General features: G+C 49.6%; 27 protein-coding genes and 1 tRNA gene. 18 read left to right on the top strand and 10 right to left on the bottom strand.

Annotated features, from left to right (window positions below):
* Positions 1 to 24: 24 nt before the first annotated feature.
* The 3 genes from ACORNT_RS14305 to ACORNT_RS14295 all read right to left on the bottom strand — a co-directional run bounded on the left by ACORNT_RS14305 (position 25) and on the right by ACORNT_RS14295 (position 5,235).
* Positions 25 to 1,131, bottom strand: a complete 1,107-nt coding sequence (locus ACORNT_RS14305) for an efflux RND transporter periplasmic adaptor subunit (protein WP_321392213.1) — start codon at positions 1,129 to 1,131, stop codon at positions 25 to 27.
* A complete protein-coding gene (locus ACORNT_RS14300) occupies positions 1,128 to 4,247 on the bottom strand; it encodes an efflux RND transporter permease subunit (protein ID WP_321392210.1) in 3,120 nt (1,039 codons plus the stop codon). Before ACORNT_RS14300 ends, ACORNT_RS14305 begins: the two co-directional genes overlap by 4 nt.
* Positions 4,248 to 4,395: 148 nt before the next feature.
* A complete protein-coding gene (locus tag ACORNT_RS14295) occupies positions 4,396 to 5,235 on the bottom strand; it encodes a mechanosensitive ion channel family protein (RefSeq protein WP_321392206.1) in 840 nt (279 codons plus the stop codon).
* A 465-nt stretch (positions 5,236 to 5,700) separates the two neighbouring features.
* On the opposite strand from ACORNT_RS14295, the gene ACORNT_RS14290 reads away from it, so the two are divergent.
* From ACORNT_RS14290 to ACORNT_RS14255, 8 genes are all read left to right on the top strand, one after another.
* Positions 5,701 to 6,498, top strand: coding sequence for a transporter substrate-binding domain-containing protein (locus ACORNT_RS14290; protein ID WP_321392203.1), 798 nt, complete (start codon positions 5,701 to 5,703; stop codon positions 6,496 to 6,498).
* 126 nt (positions 6,499 to 6,624) lie between these two features.
* On the top strand, positions 6,625 to 6,885 hold the full coding sequence (locus tag ACORNT_RS14285) for a hypothetical protein (RefSeq protein WP_321392200.1): 261 nt from the start codon (positions 6,625 to 6,627) through the stop codon (positions 6,883 to 6,885).
* Between the two features lie 62 nt (positions 6,886 to 6,947).
* Positions 6,948 to 7,793 (top strand): DUF692 domain-containing protein, encoded by an 846-nt coding sequence (locus ACORNT_RS14280; protein WP_321392198.1) that lies wholly within the window; start codon positions 6,948 to 6,950, stop codon positions 7,791 to 7,793.
* A complete protein-coding gene (locus tag ACORNT_RS14275; RefSeq protein ID WP_321392196.1) occupies positions 7,790 to 8,590 on the top strand; it encodes a DNA-binding domain-containing protein in 801 nt (266 codons plus the stop codon). Before ACORNT_RS14280 ends, ACORNT_RS14275 begins: the two co-directional genes overlap by 4 nt.
* 159 nt (positions 8,591 to 8,749) lie before the next feature.
* Positions 8,750 to 9,022 carry a DUF2282 domain-containing protein gene (locus ACORNT_RS14270; protein WP_321392193.1) on the top strand — a complete coding sequence of 91 codons (273 nt, stop codon included), beginning with the start codon at positions 8,750 to 8,752 and terminating at the stop codon, positions 9,020 to 9,022.
* A gap of 17 nt (positions 9,023 to 9,039) precedes the next feature.
* On the top strand, positions 9,040 to 9,948 hold the full coding sequence (locus ACORNT_RS14265; protein WP_321392191.1) for a DUF692 domain-containing protein: 909 nt from the start codon (positions 9,040 to 9,042) through the stop codon (positions 9,946 to 9,948).
* Positions 9,945 to 10,727 (top strand): DNA-binding domain-containing protein, encoded by a 783-nt coding sequence (locus tag ACORNT_RS14260; protein ID WP_321392187.1) that lies wholly within the window; start codon positions 9,945 to 9,947, stop codon positions 10,725 to 10,727. Before ACORNT_RS14265 ends, ACORNT_RS14260 begins: the two co-directional genes overlap by 4 nt.
* Positions 10,724 to 11,239, top strand: a complete 516-nt coding sequence (locus tag ACORNT_RS14255; protein WP_321392184.1) for a DoxX family membrane protein — start codon at positions 10,724 to 10,726, stop codon at positions 11,237 to 11,239. The genes ACORNT_RS14260 and ACORNT_RS14255 overlap by 4 nt, the downstream gene beginning before the upstream one ends.
* Positions 11,240 to 11,243: 4 nt before the next feature.
* Here the strand turns inward: ACORNT_RS14255 and ACORNT_RS14250 are convergent, their stop codons facing one another.
* Positions 11,244 to 11,684 (bottom strand): iron-sulfur cluster assembly scaffold protein, encoded by a 441-nt coding sequence (locus ACORNT_RS14250; protein WP_321392181.1) that lies wholly within the window; start codon positions 11,682 to 11,684, stop codon positions 11,244 to 11,246.
* 183 nt (positions 11,685 to 11,867) lie between these two features.
* On the opposite strand from ACORNT_RS14250, the gene nhaB reads away from it, so the two are divergent.
* The 5 genes from nhaB to ACORNT_RS14225 all read left to right on the top strand — a co-directional run bounded on the left by nhaB (position 11,868) and on the right by ACORNT_RS14225 (position 16,023).
* Entirely contained in the window at positions 11,868 to 13,466 is a 1,599-nt protein-coding gene (nhaB, locus tag ACORNT_RS14245; RefSeq protein WP_420717573.1) for a sodium/proton antiporter NhaB, read from the top strand.
* A 209-nt stretch (positions 13,467 to 13,675) separates the two neighbouring features.
* Positions 13,676 to 14,275: a cold shock domain-containing protein gene (locus ACORNT_RS14240; RefSeq protein ID WP_321392178.1), complete on the top strand. Its 600-nt coding sequence runs from the start codon at positions 13,676 to 13,678 to the stop codon at positions 14,273 to 14,275.
* A 75-nt stretch (positions 14,276 to 14,350) separates the two neighbouring features.
* Positions 14,351 to 14,917, top strand: coding sequence for a DUF192 domain-containing protein (locus ACORNT_RS14235; protein WP_321392175.1), 567 nt, complete (start codon positions 14,351 to 14,353; stop codon positions 14,915 to 14,917).
* Between the two features lie 121 nt (positions 14,918 to 15,038).
* Positions 15,039 to 15,115 (top strand) — tRNA-Pro (locus ACORNT_RS14230).
* A 176-nt stretch (positions 15,116 to 15,291) separates the two neighbouring features.
* Positions 15,292 to 16,023 (top strand): hypothetical protein, encoded by a 732-nt coding sequence (locus ACORNT_RS14225; RefSeq protein ID WP_321392174.1) that lies wholly within the window; start codon positions 15,292 to 15,294, stop codon positions 16,021 to 16,023.
* Here the strand turns inward: ACORNT_RS14225 and ACORNT_RS14220 are convergent.
* The gene (locus ACORNT_RS14220) at positions 16,020 to 16,352 is read right to left on the bottom strand and encodes a DUF3102 domain-containing protein (protein WP_321392172.1); all 333 of its coding nucleotides are present in this window, start codon (positions 16,350 to 16,352) and stop codon (positions 16,020 to 16,022) included. The genes ACORNT_RS14225 and ACORNT_RS14220 overlap by 4 nt on opposite strands.
* Before the next feature lie 98 nt (positions 16,353 to 16,450).
* Here ACORNT_RS14220 and ACORNT_RS14215 point away from each other — a divergent pair, with 98 nt between their 5' ends.
* A complete protein-coding gene (locus tag ACORNT_RS14215; protein ID WP_321392169.1) occupies positions 16,451 to 17,215 on the top strand; it encodes a hypothetical protein in 765 nt (254 codons plus the stop codon).
* Complete coding sequence (locus tag ACORNT_RS14210; RefSeq protein ID WP_321392166.1) at positions 17,200 to 17,718, top strand: PIN domain-containing protein; 519 nt, start codon at positions 17,200 to 17,202, stop codon at positions 17,716 to 17,718. The genes ACORNT_RS14215 and ACORNT_RS14210 overlap by 16 nt, the downstream gene beginning before the upstream one ends.
* Positions 17,719 to 18,083: 365 nt before the next feature.
* On the opposite strand, the gene ACORNT_RS14205 is transcribed toward ACORNT_RS14210, so the two are convergent.
* Positions 18,084 to 18,452, bottom strand: a complete 369-nt coding sequence (locus ACORNT_RS14205) for a hypothetical protein (protein ID WP_321392164.1) — start codon at positions 18,450 to 18,452, stop codon at positions 18,084 to 18,086.
* Positions 18,453 to 19,325: 873 nt separating this feature from the next.
* On the opposite strand from ACORNT_RS14205, the gene ACORNT_RS14200 reads away from it, so the two are divergent.
* Positions 19,326 to 19,676, top strand: coding sequence for a Bro-N domain-containing protein (locus ACORNT_RS14200; protein WP_420717500.1), 351 nt, complete (start codon positions 19,326 to 19,328; stop codon positions 19,674 to 19,676).
* Positions 19,677 to 19,683: 7 nt separating this feature from the next.
* On the opposite strand, the gene ACORNT_RS14195 is transcribed toward ACORNT_RS14200, so the two are convergent.
* Positions 19,684 to 20,355, bottom strand: coding sequence for a recombinase family protein (locus ACORNT_RS14195; RefSeq protein WP_321392161.1), 672 nt, complete (start codon positions 20,353 to 20,355; stop codon positions 19,684 to 19,686).
* 336 nt (positions 20,356 to 20,691) lie between these two features.
* Here ACORNT_RS14195 and ACORNT_RS14190 point away from each other — a divergent pair, with 336 nt between their 5' ends.
* Positions 20,692 to 21,348 (top strand): hypothetical protein, encoded by a 657-nt coding sequence (locus ACORNT_RS14190; protein ID WP_321392158.1) that lies wholly within the window; start codon positions 20,692 to 20,694, stop codon positions 21,346 to 21,348.
* 79 nt (positions 21,349 to 21,427) lie between these two features.
* Here ACORNT_RS14190 and ACORNT_RS14185 read toward each other — a convergent pair whose 3' ends face one another.
* Positions 21,428 to 21,691 carry a YHYH domain-containing protein gene (locus ACORNT_RS14185; protein WP_321392154.1) on the bottom strand — a complete coding sequence of 88 codons (264 nt, stop codon included), beginning with the start codon at positions 21,689 to 21,691 and terminating at the stop codon, positions 21,428 to 21,430.
* Positions 21,692 to 21,813: 122 nt separating this feature from the next.
* The gene (locus tag ACORNT_RS14180; RefSeq protein ID WP_321392151.1) at positions 21,814 to 22,566 is read right to left on the bottom strand and encodes a DNA/RNA non-specific endonuclease; all 753 of its coding nucleotides are present in this window, start codon (positions 22,564 to 22,566) and stop codon (positions 21,814 to 21,816) included.
* A gap of 103 nt (positions 22,567 to 22,669) precedes the next feature.
* Here ACORNT_RS14180 and ACORNT_RS14175 point away from each other — a divergent pair, with 103 nt between their 5' ends.
* The gene (locus ACORNT_RS14175; RefSeq protein WP_321392149.1) at positions 22,670 to 23,200 is read left to right on the top strand and encodes a hypothetical protein; all 531 of its coding nucleotides are present in this window, start codon (positions 22,670 to 22,672) and stop codon (positions 23,198 to 23,200) included.
* A gap of 320 nt (positions 23,201 to 23,520) precedes the next feature.
* Here ACORNT_RS14175 and ACORNT_RS14170 read toward each other — a convergent pair whose 3' ends face one another.
* Positions 23,521 to 24,972, bottom strand: coding sequence for a site-specific integrase (locus ACORNT_RS14170; protein WP_321392146.1), 1,452 nt, complete (start codon positions 24,970 to 24,972; stop codon positions 23,521 to 23,523).
* Positions 24,973 to 25,223: the final 251 nt, after the last annotated feature.

The raw sequence follows: 25,223 nt of genomic DNA, 5'->3' as shown, positions 1-25,223 counted from the left end.
CTGCAACCCCTGTTGTATCTTATGTCAGGACAGGTCGCTGCCGGAGATAATCTCCACGTCCTGGCCTGCTTTCAGGGTTTCTCCACCACGGACGATGACCCTGTCGCCTGCCTTCAGACTGCCCTCGACTTCAATCAGGTTATCTGCAATGGCGCCGGTGCTGACAGCGACATTTTCCGATTTACCTTCGTCATTGACCCGAAAGACAAAATTGCGGCCGGCACGGATGATCAGGGCATCCCGGGGGATGGCTGTCACCTTGCGCGGCAGGTCTTTCGGCAGGTTCACCCTGACGGCAGATCCTATTATCCACAAGTTTTCAGGTATTTCCAGCCGGATTTCAACCATGCGGCTGACATTGTCGCCAACCGGAATGATGGCCCGGACCGGAGTGGTGATGCTGTTGACGCCATTGGTGACGGTAATTTTCATCCCGGCATTCAGGCCGTCAACCAGGCTCAGCGGGGCCTGGGCGCTGATTTCCGTCTCTTTTGTATCGACCAGACGGACGACTTCGCTGCCGGCGGATACATATTCCCCGACAGAGATAAAGCGTTCGACCACCCAGCCGGGAACCGGGGCCCGGATCACACTTTTTTCCAGCAGATATTCCGTGCGGTCCCGTTCCGCCTTTGCCTGCTCCAGTTGTTGTTTGAGGACCGCAAGGGTGGAATAGGCCTCGTCATAGCGGGCTTCGGAAATGGTGCTTTTCTTCAGAAGTTCTTCCAGGCGGGCAACTTCCTTCCGCCGGAATTCGATCTGGGCCTCGGTGCTTTTGATTTCCGCTTCCCGGTTGGCCAGGTCAAGAGATAAGAGGCGCGGATTGAGGCGGGCGACAGGCTCGCCTTTTTCCACCTGGGTGCCCACTTCGGCAACCCAGTCCACGGTGGCGGAGGTTTCGGCAGCAAGCCGGGAATCATGCATGCTGATGACGCTGCCGGGAACGGTCAGGGTCGGGGACATTTCAGTGTTCACGACCTCGCCGACCACGACACGGGCTTTTGGCATGTCCTGGGCCTGTGCCGTTATCGCTCCGGCCAGAGGCAGGGCCAGCAGGAAATACAGGCCTAACTGTCCTTTCATCCGGGTTGTTTTTCTTAATCCGGTTCCCAGAATTGCTGAAAGGGTCATTCTCCCACTCCTATCATTTTGTCTTCTTTTTTGTCGTATGTCCGGTTGCTGACAACAATCTGCGGACGCGTGGTGTTTTTTCCCAGCTGCAACAGGCTTGGCATCAGCAGCAGGGTAAAGATGGTGCTGACGGTCATGCCGCCGACAATGCTGGCCGCAAGGCCGCGGTAAATGGCGCTTCCTTCGCCGGGGAACAGCAGCAACGGCAGCATGCCGACGATGCTGGTCAGGGTGCTCATCAGGATCGGTCGCATACGCAGCTCCAGGGCCTGCTGTACGGCCTCTGAACGCTCGTTGCCTTCACTTTCCGCCTTGCGGGTCTGAACCACAAGCAGGATGGCGTTATTGACCACCAGACCGAGCAGGATGATGAAACCTATCATGGTCAGCAGGTCAAGCGGCTGGAAGGTGATCAGATTCAGCAGCCGGATGGCGGCGATACCGCCGACTGTGGCCAGCGGGATGGAAATGAGTACCAGCGCTGCATCCCTCGGTGATTTGAACAGGGCGGCCAGGATCAGGAACAGCAGGCCGAAAGCGAGCAGGAAGTTGGTGCCGAGGCTGCTGATGGCCTTTTTCAGCTGATTGGCGCTGCCGCCGTAAATGATGCTGCCTTCAGCGCCGAGGATTTCCCGGGCTGCCGGCTCAACTTTTTCCCGGACAATTTCCAGAGCCTCCTGCAGGGCGATGCCCTGGGGCGGAACAAGGTTGATAGTGGATGTGCGGCGGCCGTTAGTTCTTTTGATGAACTGCGGTCCTACCGTTGTTTCCACATTGGCCAGTTCGCCAAGCTGCATAATGCCGCCGCTGGTGGTGGCCAGCGGGATGGCGGTAAGATCCTCCCCGCTGTTGTTGGGCAGGGTTTTCAGGATGATGTTCATCCGTTTCTCGCCGTCAAAATATTCACCGACATAAAGGCCGTTGCCCAGGGTCTGAACAACCCGGGCCACATCATTACGACTCCATCCGGCTTCCTGGATGCGGCGGTCATTGGGAGTGATATTGAGCAACGGCTGGGTTTGTTCACCGCTTTGCTGTGCCTGAACCATGGCTTCAGGCAGGGCCTCTCTCAGAAGGTCTGTGACTTTTTCCGTGGCTTCAGCCAGGACTGTTTCGTTGGAGGACTGGATGTGGATCTCGACACTGCCATTGCCGCCGAAACCGCCAAACAGGTTACCCTGTCCGCCGAAGGCCTGAACGTCGGGAAGTCCAATGGTAATCTCTTCTTTAACAACACGCTCAAGTTCCTTGACCATACCCTGGTCCTTGGCGCGAATACCGATGGTGGCGCCCTGGCCGCCGTTCCAGGTGAGCAGATAGTAATTCCTGAGCGCAGGCTGCTTTTCCCCTTTCATATAGGGATCAAGGCGCTCCACAATGGTGGCGGCAATTTCATTCTTCAGGACATCGGACGATGTCCCCGGCGGAATTTGCAGGAACATGTCGACGGCGTCACGTTTTACCGGCGGAAGATAGTCCATTTTCGGAAACAGCAGGTAGCTGCTGAGAAGTGATATACCGATCAGGCCGAAAATCCAGCCATAGCGTTTCCGGGGTGCATTGGTAATTTTTATGATACCGGCTGACATACGTTTCCAGGTCGCCATATTGCGATCCTCGGGCATTTTGCCGTGCATGAATTTCTTGTTGGCTACGGGCAGGATGGTCACAGCCGCAACCAGGGAAAAACTCACCGCGATGGCGATGGTCAGGGCCAGGTCAGCGAAAAGCTGTCCTTCGACGTCCTCCAGGAACAGGACGGGAATGAAGATGGCGACCGTGGTGGCGGTTGAGGCCAGAAGAGCCCCCCAGACCTGCTGGGACCCTACCTGACAGGCGTCGGTGTCCTTGAGGCCTTTTTCCCTGAGCCGACAGATGTTTTCCATAACCACAATGGCGGCATCAAGCACCATGCCGGTGGCAAAGGCGAGGCCGGCCAGCGAGATCACATTCAGGCTGCGTCCGGTCAGCTGTAACACAATAAAGGTGGCCAGCAGGCAGACCGGAATGGTCGTGGCAATAATAAAGGTTGCCCGGACCTGGCGCAGGAACCACCAGAGAATTCCGACGGCAAAGGCGATGCCGATCAGCAGGTTCGAGCTAAGCAACCCGATGGCCCGCTTGATAAAGACAGAAGGATCGAAGGACTTCTGCATGATCAGGCCTTTTTCCTTCAGGATCGTCGAGTTCAGTTCATCGGCCAGGGCATTGACCCGCTCAATGGTGGCAAGGGTATTGGCGCCGCTTTCCTTGAAGATATTCAGAGACAGGGCCGGGTTGCCGTTCTGGACACCCACATCGGTCAGCATGCCGCGCTGTACCTTGATATCGGCAATATCGCCCAGGCGGATAGGCGTACCGTCGCGCCACTCCAGAATCATGTTGCTCAGATATTCCGGTGTATAGCGGCCCTGAAAGCGAAGGGTATAACGTCGGCGCCCGTCTTCAATGACGCCGCCGGAAACATCCCGGGACTGGCCGGCAAGCTGGGCGACGCGGGGAATCTGCACATTCAACTGGGCGGCCTTGAAGGGATCAAAAATGATCTGGACTTCCTCTTCCGGCATGCTGGTTTCATTATCGACGCGCGAGACGCCTTCAAGGGCCTCGATACGGGGGATCAAGGTGTCGTTGATGAATTGCATATAGTCTTCGACGCTGTTGGGATTGTCCGGAAGCTTCTGTACGAAATAGAAGATCAGCCGGTCGCTGTCCGCACCGCCGCCGCCCATATGCAGTATTGGCTGGTCCGCGTCTGCGGGCAGGGGGGGAAGCCGGTTGAGTCGGCTGATCACGTCCAGAAGGGTCCGATCCATGTTCGTGGTGATGCCGAATCTGAGATTTGCCCAGGCGCCGTCCTGGTTGGAATAGACATTCATTTCCTCCAGGCCGGGGATCCCCTGCAGGACCTTCTCAAGGGGTTCTGTGATTTCTGATTCAACTTCTGTGGGCGAGGCCGCCCGCCAGTACGTCGAAATAGAAACTTCAGGCTGTTCGATGTTGGGGAAAAGCTGAACCGGAAGTCTGCTGATACTGAAGGCGCCAAACAGGAATATGATGGCGACGATAACGGCGACGACGGCCGGGTTCTTCAGACTTTTTTCTGTCCAGTTCATGACAATCCCCTGTCCCTAGATGATGTCTATAAATGTTCCACATCATCCGGGATACAGGGGATTTTATACAATCAAAACCTGTTTGCGATAAGCCGTTGGAAATTGGCGACGAACGGCTTATCACCAGTAAAACTAGTGAATCTCAGCCTTATCCGGGCATGGAAATGACATGCATGTCCATTTGCGGGTAAGGGATGTTGATGCCCTTTTCATCAAGCTTGTGTTTGATGTTTTTGGTCAGGGCGGCTTTCACAGGCCAGTAATTGCTGTTTGCCGTCCAGGCTCTGACGACAAGATTGACAGAACTGTCTGCCAGTTCACCCACGAACATGGCGGCTTCCGGGTCTTTCAGCACCCTGTCATCTGCATCCAGAACTTCGCCGATAGCTTTCAGGGCGTCATCGATATTATCGCCATAGCCGATCCCGATCACCAGATCCACACGGCGGTTTGTGTGGTGGCTGTAATTCTTGATGGAGGATCCCCAGATGGCGCTGTTGGGGACAATGATCTGGACATTGTCACCAGTGGCCATTTCGGTGACAAACAGACCCAGGTTCTTGATTACCCCGGCATGTCCTGCGCCTTCAATGAAATCCCCGACCTTGAAGGGACGGAAGATCAGCAGCATGACACCGGCGGCTACATTGCTGAGCGTACCCTGCAGGGCCAGGCCGATAGCGAGGGAAGCGGCACCGAGAATGGCGATCAGGCTTGCAGTTTCCACGCCAAACCGGCCAAGGACCGCGATCAGGGTAAAGATCAGGATGACGTAGCGCACAAGACTGGCGAAAAAGGATGTCAAAGTATTGTCTACTTTTTCACTCTTGCCGAGCATGCGCTTGGTGGCATTCTTGGCCCAGTTGGCGATTATCCAGCCAACGATCAGCGTAAGCAGGGCAAAAATCACATTTAATCCGTAGGTTTCGATATAGACCATAATCGTATCCATATGTTCCATAACCGTTTCCTGAACATTTTCTTCCATCGTAGGATCCTTTTCGGTTGTTCCCGATTTATAGTTAATAAAGTGTGAATTTGATTATTGGCAAATTAATTACAAAAGCAATATCTAATGAAAAATTCAGCAGAATTTTCTTTGCCGGGAAGGGAGAGGGAGGACCTGGCATATGTTTGGTTTGGATGGGTGGATTGAGCATATGCCAGGTCAGGGTATTCGAGGAGTATAGGTACCAGCAGGACGATAGCGGAAGGTCCTAAAAAGACCAAAAGGACCTTCCGCCCGGGTAATACCAATGTTGCTCACCATCGGGTATCACCGGTTCCTGTTGGTGATTCTCAATATACAGAGCTTTTTGATAATGTAAATAAGAATTATTATTAAATTCTTTTCAGATAATACATTGTCTCATTCTGATGTATTGGGGTTTTTGCTTTTGGATGTTATACTTTAAGTTGTTGTAATGTTTCTGATCATTTTCCCGGAAAAAATATGACGCCTTTCTATTTGATTTTCAGAACTTCGGGATTGGTGACAGGGTATGCCGTTCTGGCGTTATTCTTGTCCTTCTGGGCTCAGGTGTCGTTTTCAGCATCACAGGAAAAGATGCCGGTAATTATTACAAGTCTCAGAATCGATGGACTGATTGGTGTACCGAAAGATGCCAGATACAACCTGTTGCTTGAACGGATCAGCCGGGAGACAGGTCGGTCGATAGAGCTGAGACCCGTTCCGGGGAGAAGACTTTCAAGGGAATTTTCTAAAACAGGCAGGGGGTGTCTGTTTCCGGATTATCGGGCGGATGAAGATCTGAAAGTAATTCGTTCGAATGCGTTTAATCAGGCAATCGTGTACCTGGTCGTGCTGAAAAAGAACCACACAGAACCATTGCGTCAAATCAACGGGCTTCGGGTGGGAGTTGTAAATGGTTATGGTTATAATCTTGATAATCTAAAACAGGCTAAGGAAATTGTTGGGGTGGAAACAGAGCGTCAAAACCTGAATTTGCTTTTATTCGAAAGGGTCGATGCAATCATCTCTTATTTCCCTGATCTTCCCCTTGTGGCCAATCCGCAGGAAATGAGTGAGATACTCTATGATACTGCGAAGCCGCAGTTCGTCAGTCCAGAACGTTTTGCCTGCTATGATACTCCTGAAAACCGGGACTTTATCATGAGGTTTAATTCTGCAATTGCCAAATTTGCCGAGACGGGTGAATTGGCAACTATGTTGTATCCTTATTATTATGGTTTGCCCGAAATAAAAGTGGAAACCCATTACGGGAACTAGTGATATATTTTTCGCCAAAACACAAACATGTGAACGGCTGTGACTGTATGAGTATCTGTCCATTTGTTATGAGTAGCCTGCTGAATATCCGATAACAAGCATCAACATCAAATAAAGGAATACGAGATGAGTACAACAATGAAAGCCACCGGTCTTGCAATGGCCGTTGCCGCGGCCGGTTTTTTTGCCACAGCTCCTGCTACTGCAACCGCCGGCGAGGAACATATGGTCAAATGTCACGGCGTAAATGCCTGCAAGGGACACAATGACTGCAAAACGGAACACAACGCCTGTAAGGGGCATGGTGCTTGCAAAGGCCAGGGGTTTGTGAAGATGTCTGCTGAAGCCTGTGAAAAAGCCGGTGGCAAGGTAGAAAAAGAAAAATAATTCCTGCAGAAAATTTTCTGCACAGAGTAAAATAGCGGCTGCGCCAAAAAGCCGCTATTTTTATGGGTGATATGACAAAAGAGCATTTTCTGGGATACGGTCTTGGCCTGAGACCGGAGCATTACGACGACATCCTGTCTGCAGACCAGGACAGGCGTGTGGATGTGGACTGGTTCGAGATACTGTCCGAAAATTATATGGTGCCCGGCGGCAAGCCGTTATGGCATTTGGACAGGGTCAGGGAACGATATCCTCTGGTCATGCACGGGGTATCGATGTCGATCGGCTCCACAGATCCTCTGGACCGGGAATATCTCAAGGACCTCAAGGCCCTGGCGGAAAGGGTTGAACCCTGCTGGATTTCCGATCATCTGTGCTGGACGGGGCAGGGCGGACATAATCTTCATGACCTGATGCCGCTTCCCTATTGCGAGGACAGTCTGGATCATGTGGTTGACAGGGTTGGGCAGGTCCAGGATTTTCTTGGCCGACAGATCCTGCTGGAAAATGTGTCTAGTTATCTATCATACAAAAAGTCGGATATGACCGAGTGGGATTTTCTTTCTGAAGTGGCGACGCGCGCAGATTGCCTGATTCTGCTGGATATCAACAATATCTTTGTCAGTGCCTTCAATCATGAATTTGACCCGCTGACCTATCTGGAGGCCATACCTGCGTCGCGGGTCAGGCAGTTTCATCTGGCCGGACACCAGCATAACGGCGATTATATCATCGACACCCATGATCAGGACGTTCCCGGGGATGTCTGGCAACTCTATCGCCGGGCGCTGAAAAAATTCGGCCCCGTTTCCAGCATGATCGAACGGGATGACCAGATCCCGCCTTTTCAGGACCTGGTTGCTGAACTGGAGATCGCCCGGAAGATCGGCGCCGAGGTGCTGTCATGACCAGCCTGAAAGAGCTGCAAAAGCTGTTCAAGTCCTCAGTTATGCTACAGACGGGGGATTTAGTGTCTGAAATTTCCGAAGGCGGCCGTATCGGTCCTGAACAGAGACTGGCGATTTACGGCCATGCCTACGGGGCCCGGCTCAGGGAGGTCCTGCAGAAGGATTTCCCGGTCCTGCATACCATGCTGGGGGATGAACAATTTTACAGTTTGTGCAATGCCTATATTGCCGCTTATCCTTCCGAACATCCTTCCCTGCGTTATTTAGGCCGGCATATGGAGACTTTTCTCGAGGGAGAGAAATTCCGTGAACAGCCCTTTCTGGCCGAAATGGCAAGGTTCGAATGGACGTTTATTGATGTCTTTGATGCATCGGACAGGGTGCCGGTAACTTTCGAGCAGGTAGCTACGTTGTCGCCAGGCAGCTGGACGACCCTGAGGTTTGTTTTTCATCCATCCCTTCACTGGAATAGCTTTGCCTGGAATGTTCCCGCCATCTGGTCATCGGTTCAGCGAATGGAAGTGGACAGTGATGAGGAACCGGTTTCACCGCAGAAAAATGCCGACCCGATCAGGGTCATTCAGTGGCGTCACGATTTGGTGAGTTATTTCCGCTCTCTGGAAAATGACGAAGCACAAATGCTGGACCAGGCAATGACGGGCACGGATTTTGCTGCATTATGTGAATGCCTTGCCGGCTATCACGGTGAAGAAGCTCCGATGAGGGCAGCTGAATTCCTAAAAACCTGGGTGACGGAAGGGCTGATCACCGGCCTCGACTTTGCCGATTTTACCTGAGTTCACGCAATCTCACAGATTCTCAAAGTGAATGTGATGAGCTGTGATTTTCTTTTTTATTACGAACATGGGAAACAGGATGTGGCGGATGCATCGGGTACAGACAGACCTGCAATCTGCGTGACATTTGCATATTTTTAGCGTGATAAAGGAAAGACAATGAACAAAACAACAAAAGCCACTTCTGCAATTCTGGCGACCGCAATGACTGCCGCTTTTGCCATGGCGGCTTCGACAACGCCGGCACAGGCCTCAGACAGCAAGGTTGAGAAATGTTACGGCGTTGTCAAGGCCGGCAAGAATGACTGTCAGACTGCAACCAGCTCCTGTGCCGGAACGTCAAAGGTTGACGGTCAGGGCGATGCCTGGATCTATGTGCCGAAAGGGACCTGCGCCAAGCTGGTCGGCGGCAGCACAAGCCCCAAAAAATAAGCCGGACGGCGGCGGTAATGAACAAAACCCCTATGTCCATACCTACCCCTCACCTTATGGACATACCGATCCCGGCTTCCGCCGGGATCGGCCTCAAGGCCTGTCATTTCGAGGAAATTCTTGAAACCGGGCCGGATCTGGGATGGTTTGAGGTTCATACGGAGAATTATATGGGCGAGGGCGGGCTGGCGCATCATTTTCTGGGCCTGATCAGGGAACGTTATCCCTTGTCCCTGCATGGCGTTGGCCTGTCATTGGGAAGTGCCGGGGGACTTGATCGCGATCATCTGGAGCGGGTCCGGCAGGTGGTTGAGCGTTATGAGCCTGGCCTGGTGTCCGAACATGTTTCCTTCAGTACTGTGGGCGGGCATTTTCTCAACGACCTGTTGCCGCTTCCCTATACGGAGGAGTCACTGGAGATCATTTGTTCCAACATCCATCACATGCAGGATGTACTGGGGCGCAGGGTGCTGGTGGAAAACCCCTCTACCTATCTGGAATATAATCTGAGCAGAATACCGGAACCCGAGTTCCTGAACGAGATATGCCGGAGAACCGGTTGCGGTCTTCTGCTGGATATCAACAACATCTATGTCAGCTGCTGGAATAATGGCGGAGATGCGGAAAAATATCTGCAGCAGATTAACCCCGCATATGTGGGTGAATATCACCTGGCAGGCCATGCTGAAAAGAAATGGCAGGACAGAATTATACGGATTGACGATCATGGCAGCAATGTCTGCGGCGCAGTCTGGCAGCTTTATGATATTGCCCTGCAGAATATCGGTGTCCATCCTACGCTGATAGAATGGGACTGCAATATTCCTTCTCTCATGACGCTCCTGCAGGAAGCAGGCCGGGCCGATAATGCGATTGAGGCGCTAAGCCGTGGGGCGGCAGCATCAGGTCAGGGGTCGCAGTCATGAAACTTCACAAGCTGCAGGATAAATTCAAACTATTTGTCCTGACTGGGGAAGCGGACAAGCTGGCGCGTCATGTGAAACGCACGGATCGTCATGCCGACGAAAGGCTCATGATCCATTTCAACAACAGCCGGATTACCCTGATCGACGCTCTGGCGGATAATTTTCCTGTTTTATGCAGACTGGTGGGACAGTCGTTTTTTCACCAACTGGCCGCATCCTATGTGAAGGAACATTTGCCGGTGACACCTGTGCTGGCGGAATACGGTCATACTCTTCCGGAATTTATTGGCGGGCGCCGGGAACTTGAGAATTACGGTTATCTGGTGGATATCGCCAGACTTGAACTGGCCTGGAACCGGGCCATACACAGCAGGGACGCCACGCCGATTGATCAGGAAGATCTTGCTGTCGTCAATCTGGAACAACCGGAGGGCCTGGTATTTCATTTTTTGCCGTCCCTGGAGTTGGTTTCAAGCAACTTCCCGTTACTCAAAATCTGGCAGGACAATCAGCAAGATGAAGACCCCCGGGACAACATAAACCTGGACGAGGGTCCGGACCATATCATCCTGTGCCGCCCGCAATGGCAGGTGACGGCCTTTTCGGTCGAGCGGAATATCTTTGAATTCACCAATGTATTGCGCCGGGGTAACAGCCTTGGGGACGCGCTTTTAAAAGTAACGGACCAGCAAACGGGTTTTGACCTGTCCCGGGCGTTGGCATTCATTTTCAGCAACGGCCTGGTTACCCAGGTTACAGATGGGAAAGACATATCATGACATTCACAGCGAATTCGGCTCTGCATAATCTTGCGGGAAATATCAGCCGCGGATTTCAGAAAATACCGCTCAGTCTTTATCTGTTGCTGTCCCGGGCCGGCATGGCCGGCATTTTCTGGCGCTCGGGCATGACCAAAATCATATTTGAAAATGATGTCAGTAACTTTTCCTTCACTCAGCTCGTTGCGGTTTTCAGACTCGACTGGTCCGTGTCCGATTTCACCTATATCCTGTTCGAAAATGATTATGCACTGCCATTGCTGTCGCCGAAACTGGCGGCCCACATGGCCATACTGGCCGAGCTGACGTTGCCGGTTTTGCTGCTTTTGGGGTTGATGACGCGGCTGTCCGCTTTTGCGATGCTTGGCATGACCCTGGTCATTCAGCTTTTTGTTTATCCTGACCTGTGGCCGGATCACAGCCTGTGGGCGGCGGCTTTGTTGCTTTTGATGGCAAAAGGCGGCGGATTCTGGTCCCTGGATCGTCTGTTGGTGAGAAGACTGCCGCACTGATTTGCTAGTCGCCGGTTTTGCCTGTCATAGCCCGGATCAGGGCCTCGATCGGCAGGGTCACGCATTTATAGCGGTTTCTATGTTCGGCCACCGGCGCAAAGATCGACAACTGGTGCCATTTTTCCTCCGGCCACCGGACTGACTGCAGATTATCATTTTCAAGACCCTCTTCCAGAAGAGCCTGCACCTGTCCGAGGGTTTCAGCCGTTTCGCCGGCGGCATTCTCTGCCAGAAGGGAGGCATTGGCCTGGCACAGCACACAGGCTTTGGTTTCATGCCCCATTGCCGTGATCTGGCCTTTTTCCAGGCTGAGATAAACGGTGATCTTATCCCCGCACAGGGGGTTATGCAGAGTATAGCTGATGTCCGACTCTGCCGGACGGCCGTGTCCGACGGCCCGGGCAGCCTGCCTGAGAATTGCTTTCTGATAGAGTTTATCGATCATTCTGCCTGACTTAATCGATCACAAATGTGGTGTCCAGCCTTTTCGCAGTACTCAAACTGCAAATTCACATCGTTTTTTTCCGGTTTCACTTGATCTTAAGGGGCTTGTAAAAGTATGAAAGGTCTGAACCTTTCCTGATCAGGGAAAATTTAGGTAAAAGCTATGGAAGGTGTAGTAAGTCAGATGGTAAGAACGCTCACTCAAGGTATGGTTAAAAATTTCATGGGCCATTCCCCGGATTGGTATAAACTGACTATTCTCGGTTTTTTGGTCCTGAATCCTTTATTGTATGTATCACTCGGCCATGAGGTCGGCCCTTATGCGGTTGGCTGGATTCTTGTGCTGGAGTTCATTTTTACGCTGGCAATGGCGCTTAAATGCTACCCGTTGCTGCCTGGGGGATTGCTGGCCTTTGAAGCTATTGTCATGGGGCTGACAACACCCGGCGGCGTTTATGCGGAAGTGCGGCACGGTCTGCAGGTTATTCTGCTTTTGGTCTTCATGGTGGCGGGTATTTACTTTATGCAGAGCCTTCTGCTGTTTACCTTCACCAAGATACTCCTTAAGGTGCGCTCCAAGGTCCTTCTTTCGCTGTTATTTTCATTTGTGGCGGCTTTTCTGTCGGCCTTCCTGGATGCCCTGACAGTGACGGCTGTGATCATCACCGTGGCTGTTGGATTTTACTCTATCTATCACAAAGTGGCCTCGGGCAAACATTTTCATCATGAACATGATCACTCCAGCGATGAAAGTGTGGAAGAACTCCATCGCTCCGATCTGGAACAATTCCGTTCCTTCCTGCGCAGCCTGATGATGCATGCAGCGGTTGGAACGGCACTGGGCGGCGTTTGTACCCTTGTCGGTGAACCACAAAATGTAATTATCGGCGGGGTTGCCGGCTGGGATTTTATCGAATTTGCCATTCGCATGTCTCCCGTCAGCATGCCGGTTCTTGTTGCAGGCCTGATGACTTGTGTGTTTCTGGAGAAAGTAAAAATCTTTGGGTACGGCGAACAGCTCCCTGAAAAAGTCCGTCATATTCTGCAGGATTATGACGCCGCTGAATCAGCCAAGCGTACAACCAGCGAAAAGGCGGCTCTGATTGCCCAGGCCATTGTTGCGGTATGGCTGGTCATCGGTCTGATGTTCCATCTGGCTGAAGTGGGACTGATCGGTTTGTCAGTGATTGTCTTGCTGGCCGCCCTTAACGGCGTGACAGAAGAACACCAGATCGGTAAATCTTTTGAGGAGGGGCTTCCCTTTACGGCTCTTCTGGTGGTTTTCTTCGCCATTGTTTCCGTGATAAACGACCAGGGGCTGTTCAAGCCTGTGATTGATTATGTGCTTCAACTTGAAGACACTGCCCAGATTGCCGGCTTCTATATCGCAAACGGGCTGTTGTCGGCAATCAGTGATAATGTCTTTGTTGCCACGGTCTATATCGGCGAGGTGCGGGATGCCCTTGTAAACGGGTTAATTGAACGGGATGTCTTTGACCTGATGGCTGTGGCGATCAACACCGGAACGAATATTCCGAGTGTGGCTACACCGAACGGTCAGGCCGCATTTCTGTTCCTGTTGACGTCTGCCCTGGCGCCGCTTATCCGCCTGTCATATGTACGCATGGTGATCATGGCGTTGCCTTATACCATTGTCATGTCAATTGTTGGTCTGCTGGCAGTGATGTATCTTTTGATACCGGCAACAAACCATATGTATGAGAATGGTATGATTACACACCATAGTGTTGCAGAACTGGATGGTCAGTCAGAGCATCATTGATGCCTCCCGGGCTCTTGAAGCGCCCGGAAAATAGTTGAAAATTCAAGCATTAGGCAGGATTAATATAATCCTGCCTTTTCTTTAGGGCTTCGTAATATTTTTAAACCTATGGTTGGCCTTTTCTCGAATACGTGCTATTATTGCAATACTGAATTGAGAGTAATGACTAAATTACCTTTTGGGGAATGCATACACGGGAAGTAGGTGCGATGGAGTCAAGTGCTGCAGTTGGTGCGCAGGTAGAGCTAGAGAATAGTAACGGTTATACCGGGGCGGAATCAGAAGAACAAAAAGCTAAGAAAATACAGAACAACTCGGAACCATTCGAGGAAGTGGACGGGGTTGTGAAGTGGTTTGATGCTGTTAAAGGCTACGGCTTTGTCGATGCCGCCGATTCTCAAGGCGACATCCTGATTCATTTTTCGATTCTCAAGGAACTTGGTCGACGGTCACTCCCGGAGGGGTGTACCATCAAATGCCTTTCGGCTGACCGGCCCAAGGGACGGCAGGCTGTCAAAATTCTGGAATATGATCTCTCGACCGCTGTTGAGACAAGTGACAATCCGGCCTCCCGGATTGACGAGGATATTGACGTCAGCCAGCTTGAGTTTGTCGAAGCAACGGTCAAATGGTTCAACAGGGTCCGCGGTTACGGTTTTGTAAATCGCGGCGATGGCGGGCAGGATATTTTTATCCATATGGAAATCCTGCGTCACTTTGGTATGGATCATCTTGTCCCCGGGCAAACGATTTATGTTGCCATTGACGAGGGGGACCGCGGTCTCATGGTCAAGGCCATAAAGACCTGATCTCTGCCTTTTTGCCGAGAACTGCCTTTTAATTGCCGGAATTTTCTGACATCCTTACTATGGAAAGGGTGTTGAATGAAACTTGCCGCCGATCAGAACATGTTGAACCGGGATAACCGGCTGCGGGATAAACCGTTGCCCGGCTTCCGTGTGATGTTTCTTACCCTGATCTTTTTAACCATCCAGATGCTATTTTGCATGCCGTTTCCGGGGTATGGCCAGGATTCGGATGCACCCACGTCATTGCAGTCAATGGTTGTGGTTGAGGGTCGCGGAGCTACGCATGAATTCAGGACAGATCTGGCGATTACGCCCTCGCAGCGTGCCCAGGGTCTGATGTACCGGGAGAGTATTCCCGAGGATTACGGTATGCTTTTTGTCTTTGACGATGTGGCGCCGGTGGTCATGTGGATGAAAAACACCTTCATTTCCCTGGATATGCTGTTTGTTGATGGAAAAGGCGAAATTGTCCATATCGCTCATTCCACCACGCCGCTTTCCCTGTCGCGCATTTCATCCCGATATCCGGTCCGGGGGGTGCTGGAAATAAAGGGCGGGAAGGCTGAAGAGCTGGATATTGCAGTGGGTGATCATCTTGTTCATCAGCTGTTTGCGGACCCCGGATCGCAACCGTCACCATAGCCTTACTCAACAGAATTCCGGAAAAATACGGACAATGCCGCAAAAAGGCTTGCCCTTGCGAAGGGGATCAAGTATGAACCCGCAATGCAGTCGGGCAACAAGCCCTGAACGGCAGTTGACCCGGGGAGTGGCGCAGTCTGGTAGCGCATCTGGTTTGGGACCAGAGGGTCGCAGGTTCGAATCCTGTCTCCCCGACCATTTTCTAGAAGTTATTTAAAAACAATGACTTGTAGAATGGTTATGAAAATTCTAGTACATGTTTCTAGTACATGACTCTAGTTTTCTCTTATTCCCCCTTTTTATGCTCAAGCGTTCCTCTATGATGAATTGTCTGCAAGATAAACGAATCCTGCATAATTGGGGAGGTTCTACAAGTGGATAAAACAAAGAAAATACTCTTGCTAGATCAGGACTTGAGGTTTGCCGTCGGTGTCAAAGAGGGCAGGCTGAGTGAGGTTTGGACGGTGTTCATCGGAGGCGATGGAAGCTTTTATCTTACGTCAACGGCAATTAAAAAGGCAATGAAGCTGAGTGTTCATCATGGTTTTGCAACACTCGGGTTTACGAAGCAGGCACATGAAAAATACGCTGCTGACGGTTTTCCTGTGCCTGATAGAAGAACGTTGCAGCGTATGGATTTGCCTGACATTCAAGATAATCATGTAGTTCACATTCTAACTATCATAATGCCAGGGGAGCAAATTCGGTCAAAGCTGGTTCCGTGGGATAAGAAGAAGGGGGTACTCTATTCCGCCCCTCCCGCGAAGACGCAAGCACGTTTTTATGGATTGTTCATGACAACGTCTGATGAAATAATTCACAATATTGACGGAATTGGAGAGGACGCAGAGGTTATCGGCTACATACGACATGGACCATCACGTCGAGTGCTTTGTATAGCTACGACAGTAGGAGGTTTTGATCTTGCGGGTTTACGGGAAGACATTAACAAAAAGTCAAAAGGGAGTTTCAGGAGATTGACTGATGAACTTCCCGACAATGGCGACAGACTTGGAGCAGTTGTGTTTCTAGCCCGAAAGGAAGATCAGCCCTTTAAAATAGTCGAAGTAAGTGGGATGACGTACCATAAGCCGAGCGAAGATTAGGTCCCCTTCTCGATCACGACAGCGAGTTTCAAAGCTCTCTCAAGGTCGTCCCTGTCGGGGGTGTTGGCGGCTTTCTGTTCAGGGGTGGAGGGTTTGGTATCCCTGTAGGCGTCAAGGAACGCACGTATGCCGCCGTCAAAATGATGGAGGTCCATCACTTTGGCTTTCTTGGCTACCTGCATGTACTCACGTGCGGTGGCGTAGCTGAACGTGCAGTAATACTCGATCCACTTCTTGAACTCCCCGTGCTTCACCTGCGTCTTCACTTCAAGCAGTCTCTCCCCGGCGTCCCGAGCAGCTTCCAGCATTGTCTTCTGCATCGTCTTCACAATGGCGTGGCAGTGATTGATCTGGCGGATCGTGTCTAGCGGTAAAGAAAATCTTGTGCAATACTAGCAAATACTCAATTTCAAGTATTGGAGGGGACATGAGAGAAAAAACAGAAAGGTTAAGCATGGTCTTTCATCCGCTTCTCGGGGATGATACCAATCTTTCTGTGACTAGTTTCTCTCAGGGGATCGAAGGACTACGTAAGGCTGTAAGTAAATTTAAATGTAGGGACTTAAAGATTGTGCAACTTTCGTCTAACAGTCCTGTGCATATGACAGTAGAAGGTAGCGGGCAACTTTCCGAGTTCTACGGTGGTTTGTATGAGTTTCAAAAGACGAATAAAATACCTTCCTCATGGCCTCGGTCTACAATAGATGCGGTGAGAGAGTTTCTCGACCCAATAGGTAAATCCATAGGTCATCTTTTAATAGGCTGTAATGATACCAATACACTTCATGTTAGCCCAGAATTTCGGTTAAACTTCGAGAACAGTATTCAGGGGGACTATTCTGCCTTTGGGACTATTGACGGTATGTTGGACGCAGTAAATATTCATGGGAAAAAGAATACACTTACTATCTATCCTGTAGTTGGAAAAGCTAAGATTACCTGTGAATTCGATGGTGAACATCTTGAAAAAATTAAGAATTATATTGGCTGCTATGTAGAGGCAAGTGGTGAGTTATCATATCGTTGGAGAGATCGCCATCCGCATAGTGCCGTTGTGACAAAAATTAAAGTGATTGTTGAGGACGACTTGCCAACATTTTCTCAACTCTACGGCATGGCTCCCAATGCTACTCACGGCCTGCCATCTGAAGAATTTGTAAGAGGGGTTAGGAAAGAGTGGTCAAGCCACTAATATATTTTGATAGCTGCATTTGGATAGGCATGATAACTGCAGAGAGGCGGCTTGATTCCTCTGAAACTGCCGCCATGGCTGGTTTAGTCAATCAATTGGATCAGAAAGAGATAATAGTTGTGTCTTCATCTCTTATTAACTCAGAAGTTTTGGAAGCCGACATGACTGAACAACAGAAAACAGTTTTTCAATGTGTCGTACAAAGGAAATCGGTGGTTCAACTCAAAGACCCCAACCCTGAGATTATGCAGATATCGGCGAAGATACGGAACTATTACAAGGAAATAAAAAATAATAATCCCAAAGCGCATAAAGCACCTAGCGTCCCCGATACGATCCACATCGCAACAGCAATATATTTCGAATGCGACGAGTTTTTTACTTTAGATAAAAATAATAAGCCAGACGGATGTGGTTTACTAAATCTGGAAAGTCCAATTGCTGGGGAATACGATTTAAAGATTGTCAAGCCACATGTTCGTCAAGCTGGTTTATCGTTGTAAAAAAAAGGCCATCCTTGCATTAAGGACAGCCCTTGGGGATTATCTTGTCACCTACCTGATTAAGCAGGTTGTTGCTGTGGATTATACTGTTGCCCTGGGGCGAAGTTTGTACAGTGCGCAGCAGGGACTTTGACAGGCGTCTACCTGTTGTCTCCACGTCCCATTTCCGGGGTAAGGATCGTAGATACACGCCTTGCACATGTCTGCTATCGCCTTCATAGGCTTCGGCTTGTTTTCACGGGTTTTTCGCTGACAATCCCAGCAGGAATTTACGTATCCATCAGGGGCTAAAGGTGTCTTAGCGAAATTGTCAACGGGTTTGTCCTGCTCACATTCGGAACAGGTCTTGTTTGTCTGTGTTGTTGTCATTGTTTTTCTTGGTCTTGATTGGCCGTTTTCATAGCTCTGTGCCATTTGGACGGAATATGGATTATATTGTCTCGACGTAAATTGTGGTTGTTCCCGTCGATATGTTTGATGCGTCCCCCTAGGTATTCAGCGCTGAGTATCAGTCGCGCCACCGTAACAATCTCATTGTTGCCGCCGAGTTTCTTTGTGCGGACGTAGCGGTACTTACAGACACTCTCGTGCCAGTTCATGGAATATCCCATTGCTTCGATGATCATGAGGTCTTCAGGGAATATCTTGACGACACCACCGCCGGGACTGGTGATAGGAACAATGGCGATATCCACGCCATCGCTGTCTGGGGTTATGGTTGTGTAGTAGGTCATTGGTAATGATTTTCTTTGGATTGACTGTAGGTGCGACGCTGAGGCGGCTCTGGGAGAGTGCAAAGTCGTTTACAGCAGGGTTTGATATTGAGGTGATTGATGGGCTGGTGTTTAACAACTTATAAAAAACAGCTTAACAGACCCAAGAGCGATAAAGCCGAAGACATCAATACAAGTCTGAAGGCCGTTGGGCCTCAATAGATCATTCTTAAAGTGGTTTCGTGAATGTCCTATTGCTGTCCAACGGCTTCACTAAATTGGTAATGGGGATTATCCCCATACCCGTCAGAACAACGAGGAAGCTTAAGGCACCGATAATCGACCTGAGGTAGACGCAGGGAGAACATAAAGTCTGACCAACAGTATTGTCCTGAGTTAGACCTTGATGGATGATACAATCATCTTCCATGACCAGAGAGCACTCAGTGACGACTTAAAGATGACCATAAGACAACCAATAGATAACTCTTAGAATAATACTTATAGGTTGACCGGGGGAGGGTTCTGTTTCCCCCTATGAAACAACCTTCCGATTTTTCTTTTTGTTTTCAATCGGTTAGGATGTCGTAATTTGGACGGTTAAAATCGGTCTTTTCCGCCTCGAAAAATAAATCAAAATCACCAATGAATAACACACGACAGTCGCAAACAGGGCTGGTGTCGATGTGTTTCCCTTTGTCGAGAAACTTCGATTATCTAAAGGGTTTCTCAATTGGATGGGAGGGGCAGGTTAGTTCGTTTTTCCGCCAGTGAAACACCGTGAAAATCGACCTAGAATTGACGGAAGAGGATCAAAGAGGGATATGGGCCGTCTTGGACTGTAACAGCGCTGTACGTGCTTTAAATTGAGGTTTTGTCCACAAATTAGGCACAGTGTCCATAGAGGGTGAACCTTGGTTCGTCGGAGCTGATATTCTTAACTTTCTATTTGGCACCGCATCAAGCAAAGGGATCATGTACAAGAGGTTGGGTTCGGACGAGGTTTCCAAAGCTAATCGGATTAGCTTAGGTGAAAAACCCGGCAAGGATATGTACATCGTCTCCGAAAGCGGCCTGTACAAACTCATTATGCGCTCAGATAAACCTGAAGCCGCCGCCTTCCAAGATTGGGTAACTCGGGAAGTCCTGCCGTCGATCAGGAAGACTGGCGCACATTCTTTCTTTCAGTTTTCTCGCCTAAGACCCAACCTTTCGATATCCAAGCACAATGAACGCAGAAAATAAGATGATATCAAAGGCGATCCATAACTCGCTTCACGGTCATTGCGTGCCAATTTGAGCCTCCGCGTGGTGTCGCAATGCCTCGCTCTGACAGTTCCTTCGCAATTTGACCAAAGGACGTGAAGCCCTGTTTTTGAATGTTTTCTATGACAACCTTGAGATCATTAGCTTTGTCCTGGGCTTTCCTTTTCAGGGCAGTAACGGCTTCCTTGTTTCCCCGTCCCATGAGGTGCTTTGCGCCGTTGGGATTGCCAAGCTTTACGCCACGCGCTTTGGCGGCTGCAAGGGCTTCCTTGGTCCTCTTTGAGATCATTTCCCTTTCATGCTCTGCAATGACCGCTAGTAGACCTACAGTCAGATTGTTGGCGTCCGGCATATCAGCCGCAACGAATCTTACCCCGCTATCTCTCAGTGTCAGGAGGAAGGCAGCATTGCGAGACAGCCGGTCTAGCTTAGCAATGACCAGTATTGCCCCGGTGATCTTACACATGTGCAGGGCTTCAGTGAGCTTGGGGCGGTCGTTGTTCTTCCCTGTCTCTACCTCAGTGTATTCCTGTATCAGTCTTGAGCCATTCCCGTTGATGAACTCAGAGACAGCCTGTTGTTGTGCCGCAAGTCCCAAGCCTGACTTGCCTTGCCGGGCGGTGGATACACGATAGTAAGCGATGTATTTCTTATCCATAACAAATTTCCTAATGACGGTATGGCAGTTTGTTATGTTTTATTCAGAGAGAAGTCAAGCAGTAAAACCAATAGACCGGGGTGGGTAATGTTTCGGTGTTGTTGTGGTGGGCTTTAAGTCGTCGGTGAGATGGCCGAGGGTGCCTAGGGGGGGAACTTCAGGTTCGGGAATGTGTGTTAGGGGCTTCAGATTTTTTGGTGGGTTTTATACCTCAGTGCCTGATATGCAGTCCTATGAAAACACACACCGTCATACTGGTTAAATATAGCGGTTTTTGACTTTTTCTAGCTGGATAGCGTAGTATTGTATTCTGATGGGCGCTGAATCGAGGGGGTTATGATGCAAGAACTGAAGAGCTTTACAGCCGTTGTGGCCATTGCGTCACTGCTAACTGGATGTGCAGCTTCACCCAAGCAGTTTATTAATAAATCTGGAGAGTTCAGTGATACCAGGGTTTGCCGCAACTATCTCAAGGATTACACCGAAGCTAATGCAGTTAATGCACTAGGCAATTCAGAGGAAATAGCAGAAAAGCAGAACGAGACGACCTTGGTGGATGTTGATGCTCCTTGTACGTTCTCAGATGCTGAAGTACCTCTTAAGACCAACGAGGTGGTACAAGAATGCATAGAGCCAGAGAATGAAACTGCAAGTTCAGATGAACTACAAGGGCTGTATCTCGCTAAGCTTCTTGACGAAGTAAATACTCGTGGACTGACGCTTCAGACATGCCAACAGCTTGTGAAAGAAGAAGACAATAGAATTGCAGCAGGAATAATCATTGGTGCAGCAGTTGCAACCGCGATTGTTGTAGGGACGTCTGGCGACGGTGGTGGAGGCGGTGGAGCCTATGATGGTTACGCATGGGACGGCTTTCGCGATCAATACGGGAATATTGTATGGCGGTGTAGAGACAAGACAAATGGGCAGTTTGCGTATGACTTCAATTGTGGGGGAATGGCAAAAGTCGATAATACATGGCCAAGCTGGTAGGTGTCAGATAGAGACTATGCACCTACAGCATGGCAATATTTGTTTTGGACCATAACTCTCCTGCAAGAGTAGTGCTGCTTTACCTAGCAGGCATGTTTTCTGAGTGTGAATGTTCACGCGTGGGATGACTGCCTTGATCGACATGCGTAGGATCAACTTCTTCATCGGTCGCATCCACATGTAAACTGCCGTTATTGTGATAGTGGTAGCCGGTGCACAAGCCTTTCTCTTTTGATTTCTGACTGCAGTTATGCCCGCCATTCTTATCTGTTCTTCCAGAGTGAGCGAAAGCCTGAGCGCTGAGTGCTATTAGTATCGTGAGTGCTGTCAAAATATTCTTCATGATCGTTCCTCTTGAATAGGCTTGTATTAGCAACTGAGAGGAGAATTAAACCACAGTAATATGCAATTGTCACGTGTGTATATCTTGGGCGAACAACGTCTACTGAAGCCGGTCTGGCAGTTTCAGCACCCCAGCCAGGTTGAAAGGTTATCACTTGGCCATCCCTGCGCCGCTGTAGGAAACAGGATTAACCCGTTTCGCTGTTCGATTTCAGTCAGCAGAACGACGTGGCCGCAATAGTCATCATCTCTTGGCGTTCCTTGATCGAATAGGAAAGCAGTCGCGCCCCCTTTAGTCGCCACTACCTTCCAATACCCAGAGGGTACCTTGTGTTCCTCATTGGCCTCTGGAAGTCCCTCTGTAGGATGTTCATACAGCGGGCCTGTAACTACGTAAACTTCACCAAGGTGATAAGCAGCGTGTCTTACTGCTTCCTCAAGGTCAACCCAAGCACCTTGATTGAGGTCTGACTTCTGGGGCGTGATGTTGGATAGGAAGTTGGTGCTTCTCCAGAAGATTGTCCCGGCAAAGCTGGCTAGGGGTACTTGATGTCCCCTATCAGTATCCAACTCCCTATTGGCTCTCTTGTAGTCACCCGGTTCGAGTGTTTCATTGTCATCTAGCAGCGGATCGGCCTTCCAGTCCCTGTTAAGGGATGCGGTGGTGCCTATGGTTTCTTTGGTCACTCTGTAGGCCACCCAATCGGCGAACTTTGTGTCGTCGTTGGATGACAAAGCGTAGATTTCACGGATTATCAGGTCGTTGGTTTCAGGTGTGCCTGAGGGACATCCGTAGAGGCAATGGACGATGTGAAGTTCTTCGGCCCATGTCGTTGACCCAATCAATAAAAGAATGACCGCTATTATTTTCTTCATGGGTAGGCTGCCGTCCGCTTTTGTTTCTCGAGATGATTGCTTTATCTTTATACCTTAGGCAAGATGAAAGAGAAAGATGTCTGATCTTTAGCGGGGTAGAGATATGAACAGAATGTTAGGCTCATCACTAGATACGGTTTTTGTGACTTTGTTCATTTACCTGATGAGCGTAGTCTCGTGTTTTTCGGAAGAAACCCTCGAAGTAAAAACTAGGCAGTTGCCATTGCAGAAGGTCTTAATAAAGCAAGACCTTCATGACACTGCCGTTAAAGAATATGTTGTAACACGTTGCATGGGCAACGCAGGTTTTTTCATCACATTGTTGATGAAGTCCGGCCAAGATTATAAGGGGTACGCAGACCTAAATAGTGGTTTCTTTGAACTGGCTAAACTCTTTAGAATGCACACCAATATGAAAAGAGGAATAGAAGAAGGGGAAGAGAGTATAATAAAAGACATTAACGATACTTCCTCTAATATGATGATGCGCTATGTCCATGATTCAAACGACTTTTGGGAAGCAACGGGAAGCAGGTTTGTCGAAACATATATTGAGGAAGACTTAAATATTTGTGTGAAGTTATGGGAAAATGTGAAGTCTTTCGTAGAGGATGATCTGTCCTTTCTTCGCTGATGGGGTAGCGCAATCTCAACAAGTCGAGCGATTAAGCTTCTAGCGGGGTGAACCAAAAAGAACCATAGAGTGCGTTCGCGTGTAGGGATATAAGGTGGTCACTAACAACAAATGAAAGGTGACCTATGAGTTACACTAGACGGAAGTCCTCCTACAGGTTCTCTGCCAGACTGGCTATATGGTTTCACATCTCTTATGGCAGGGATACAGAGGTGCAGTGCTTGGATGAAGATCGGAACCGCAGCGGTGTTGGTAACTGGATATCGTCTATTACTTCTCTGATGCTTGTGTTTGTTCCGGTTCTTGAACCTATTAAGAAATTATGGGGTGGTTGATAAGTCCCCGTAGTCAATAAGCTCAACAATCTCTGCTTTCCGTTGAAGGGTCAGGCCGTGACTGTATGTGGCATAAGTAAAAGACTTTTCATGCCCAAAGATATCCTGCCACTCGTTTAGGGGTACGCCTTTGTTCTCAAGCTGAGTAGTAACGTTCGAGCGGAGCGAATGAAATGATTTCTGCCTGCCTACAATGCCTCTACTTCGTTTGTGGTTTCCAAAAAACCTTGAAGCGTGTTCACCCGGTTTCTCTCCCGGCCCTTTAGGTTTGAACTGTGGCCATATCTGGTCTGTGGGTTTGTGTCGTTTCTTATCTAGTAACCAAGACAGTTTTGAATGCACTGGAACGACGCGCCGTCCTGCCTTTGTTTTCGCCTCACCAATATCAAAGTACCATATCTTCCCATCCTGCTTTAATTGACCCCAGGTCAACGATGCAATCTCGTTGATACGCATCCCTGAGTACATGCCTACAAGGAAAATCTCGTGCAGGGCCTTTTTCTTCGGCGGTGGAGAGAGAAGGGCTTCAAGTTCATCATTGGTGAAGGCGATGAAATGTTCTTTCCTTGTCCTCTTATCCTTCAGACGCAAGCCTTCAAACGGGTTGTCGCCGGATGCTTTTCCGCGCATCTTCGCCCACTTCCAGACTGTGAACAGGACATTCATGTGGCGATTGACGGTAGGGGGAGAGAGCGGGTTTCCTTTGCCCCCATACATCTTGTGAATTTCTGAGAAGGTCATCGTCTTTATGTCAGGATTGCTCTTGTATGTACCGCTGATATGCCGAAGCTTGTCGAAGAATTCAGCAGCGTCCTGCTGTCGTATCTTCCTGATTGTCTTGTCGCCCCAGAAGCTTGCAAACATTCGGATTGTTGACTCATATTGGACAGAGGTGTTGGTCTTCTTCTCTCTGCCTTTCTTCCAGTCCTTTATCCACTCGTCGGCCACGTCTTTGAACGGCGGTTCGTATTCCTCGCGTGGTTTAGCTTCTTCATCCTCAAGGAACTCTTTTCGACTATCGCTGAGAGCGTCAACCTCTGCCTGAAGTTCAGGTGTTAGCGGATCATCAACACCAATGCCCTGCTTCTCTGCGCGGGCCTCAAGGTCAGCTTCCTGTCCCGTAAAGATGTCTGTAAGTTCTTCTAATCGACTGGTATCAGTTTCCTCAATGTGTCGCTTAAACCCCTCGCGGGCCTTTTGGTAAATCTCTCGGACGGACATACGGGATTGATCCGGCTTCTTTCTCAGGTCCACAAACTCCTTCTTGTAGATTCCAGCGAGTTCAAGGGCCGCTGCCTGCGCTATGTCTTCATCTCTAGTCCCAAGGCCGCTTTGAATCACAGTTCGACCATTGTATTGTTGTCTGAGGTCTTTAGGCACGGCGATCTGAAAGGCGAAACCTCTCCCCCGTTTCTTCATGAACTTATAGCTCGGCATAAGATACTTTCTAGTACATGTTTCTAGTACATATATCTACCCATATCTAATTGAAATGCAATAACTTTTATGGTTTTCAGTGTGTTGGGGTAAGGCGCTTAAGGTCTCCTGTCTCCCCGACCATCTTTTCTGATAAATCCTCATATTTTCTCATTGAAACCGGATATTTGCCTTTCCGGGCTATTTTTCTGCTTTCCCTTGGCGGGTCTTTGCGATAAACAACTGTGAACGATTGAGCGAACGGTGACAGG

Origin of the sequence: Emcibacter sp., assembly GCF_963675455.1 — a bacterium.
Classification (GTDB): domain Bacteria; phylum Pseudomonadota; class Alphaproteobacteria; order Sphingomonadales; family Emcibacteraceae; genus Emcibacter.
This window is presented reverse-complemented; position numbering and strand designations above follow the sequence as displayed.

Bases quoted from the DNA above. Each gene is read 5' to 3' on its own strand.
- ACORNT_RS14305 (WP_321392213.1), bottom strand. From the start codon at position 1,131: ATGACCCTTTCAGCAATTCTGGGAACCGGATTAAGAAAAACAACCCGG.
- ACORNT_RS14300 (WP_321392210.1), bottom strand. From the start codon at position 4,247: ATGAACTGGACAGAAAAAAGTCTGAAGAACCCGGCCGTCGTCGCCGTT.
- ACORNT_RS14295 (WP_321392206.1), bottom strand. From the start codon at position 5,235: ATGGAAGAAAATGTTCAGGAAACGGTTATGGAACATATGGATACGATT.
- ACORNT_RS14290 (WP_321392203.1), top strand. From the start codon at position 5,701: ATGACGCCTTTCTATTTGATTTTCAGAACTTCGGGATTGGTGACAGGG.
- ACORNT_RS14285 (WP_321392200.1), top strand. From the start codon at position 6,625: ATGAGTACAACAATGAAAGCCACCGGTCTTGCAATGGCCGTTGCCGCG.
- ACORNT_RS14280 (WP_321392198.1), top strand. From the start codon at position 6,948: ATGGGTGATATGACAAAAGAGCATTTTCTGGGATACGGTCTTGGCCTG.
- ACORNT_RS14275 (WP_321392196.1), top strand. From the start codon at position 7,790: ATGACCAGCCTGAAAGAGCTGCAAAAGCTGTTCAAGTCCTCAGTTATG.
- ACORNT_RS14270 (WP_321392193.1), top strand. From the start codon at position 8,750: ATGAACAAAACAACAAAAGCCACTTCTGCAATTCTGGCGACCGCAATG.
- ACORNT_RS14265 (WP_321392191.1), top strand. From the start codon at position 9,040: ATGAACAAAACCCCTATGTCCATACCTACCCCTCACCTTATGGACATA.
- ACORNT_RS14260 (WP_321392187.1), top strand. From the start codon at position 9,945: ATGAAACTTCACAAGCTGCAGGATAAATTCAAACTATTTGTCCTGACT.
- ACORNT_RS14255 (WP_321392184.1), top strand. From the start codon at position 10,724: ATGACATTCACAGCGAATTCGGCTCTGCATAATCTTGCGGGAAATATC.
- ACORNT_RS14250 (WP_321392181.1), bottom strand. From the start codon at position 11,684: ATGATCGATAAACTCTATCAGAAAGCAATTCTCAGGCAGGCTGCCCGG.
- nhaB (WP_420717573.1), top strand. From the start codon at position 11,868: ATGGTAAGAACGCTCACTCAAGGTATGGTTAAAAATTTCATGGGCCAT.
- ACORNT_RS14240 (WP_321392178.1), top strand. From the start codon at position 13,676: ATGGAGTCAAGTGCTGCAGTTGGTGCGCAGGTAGAGCTAGAGAATAGT.
- ACORNT_RS14235 (WP_321392175.1), top strand. From the start codon at position 14,351: ATGAAACTTGCCGCCGATCAGAACATGTTGAACCGGGATAACCGGCTG.
- ACORNT_RS14215 (WP_321392169.1), top strand. From the start codon at position 16,451: ATGAGAGAAAAAACAGAAAGGTTAAGCATGGTCTTTCATCCGCTTCTC.
- ACORNT_RS14205 (WP_321392164.1), bottom strand. From the start codon at position 18,452: ATGACCTACTACACAACCATAACCCCAGACAGCGATGGCGTGGATATC.
- ACORNT_RS14195 (WP_321392161.1), bottom strand. From the start codon at position 20,355: ATGGATAAGAAATACATCGCTTACTATCGTGTATCCACCGCCCGGCAA.
- ACORNT_RS14190 (WP_321392158.1), top strand. From the start codon at position 20,692: ATGATGCAAGAACTGAAGAGCTTTACAGCCGTTGTGGCCATTGCGTCA.
- ACORNT_RS14185 (WP_321392154.1), bottom strand. From the start codon at position 21,691: ATGAAGAATATTTTGACAGCACTCACGATACTAATAGCACTCAGCGCT.
- ACORNT_RS14180 (WP_321392151.1), bottom strand. From the start codon at position 22,566: ATGAAGAAAATAATAGCGGTCATTCTTTTATTGATTGGGTCAACGACA.
- ACORNT_RS14175 (WP_321392149.1), top strand. From the start codon at position 22,670: ATGAACAGAATGTTAGGCTCATCACTAGATACGGTTTTTGTGACTTTG.
- ACORNT_RS14170 (WP_321392146.1), bottom strand. From the start codon at position 24,972: ATGCCGAGCTATAAGTTCATGAAGAAACGGGGGAGAGGTTTCGCCTTT.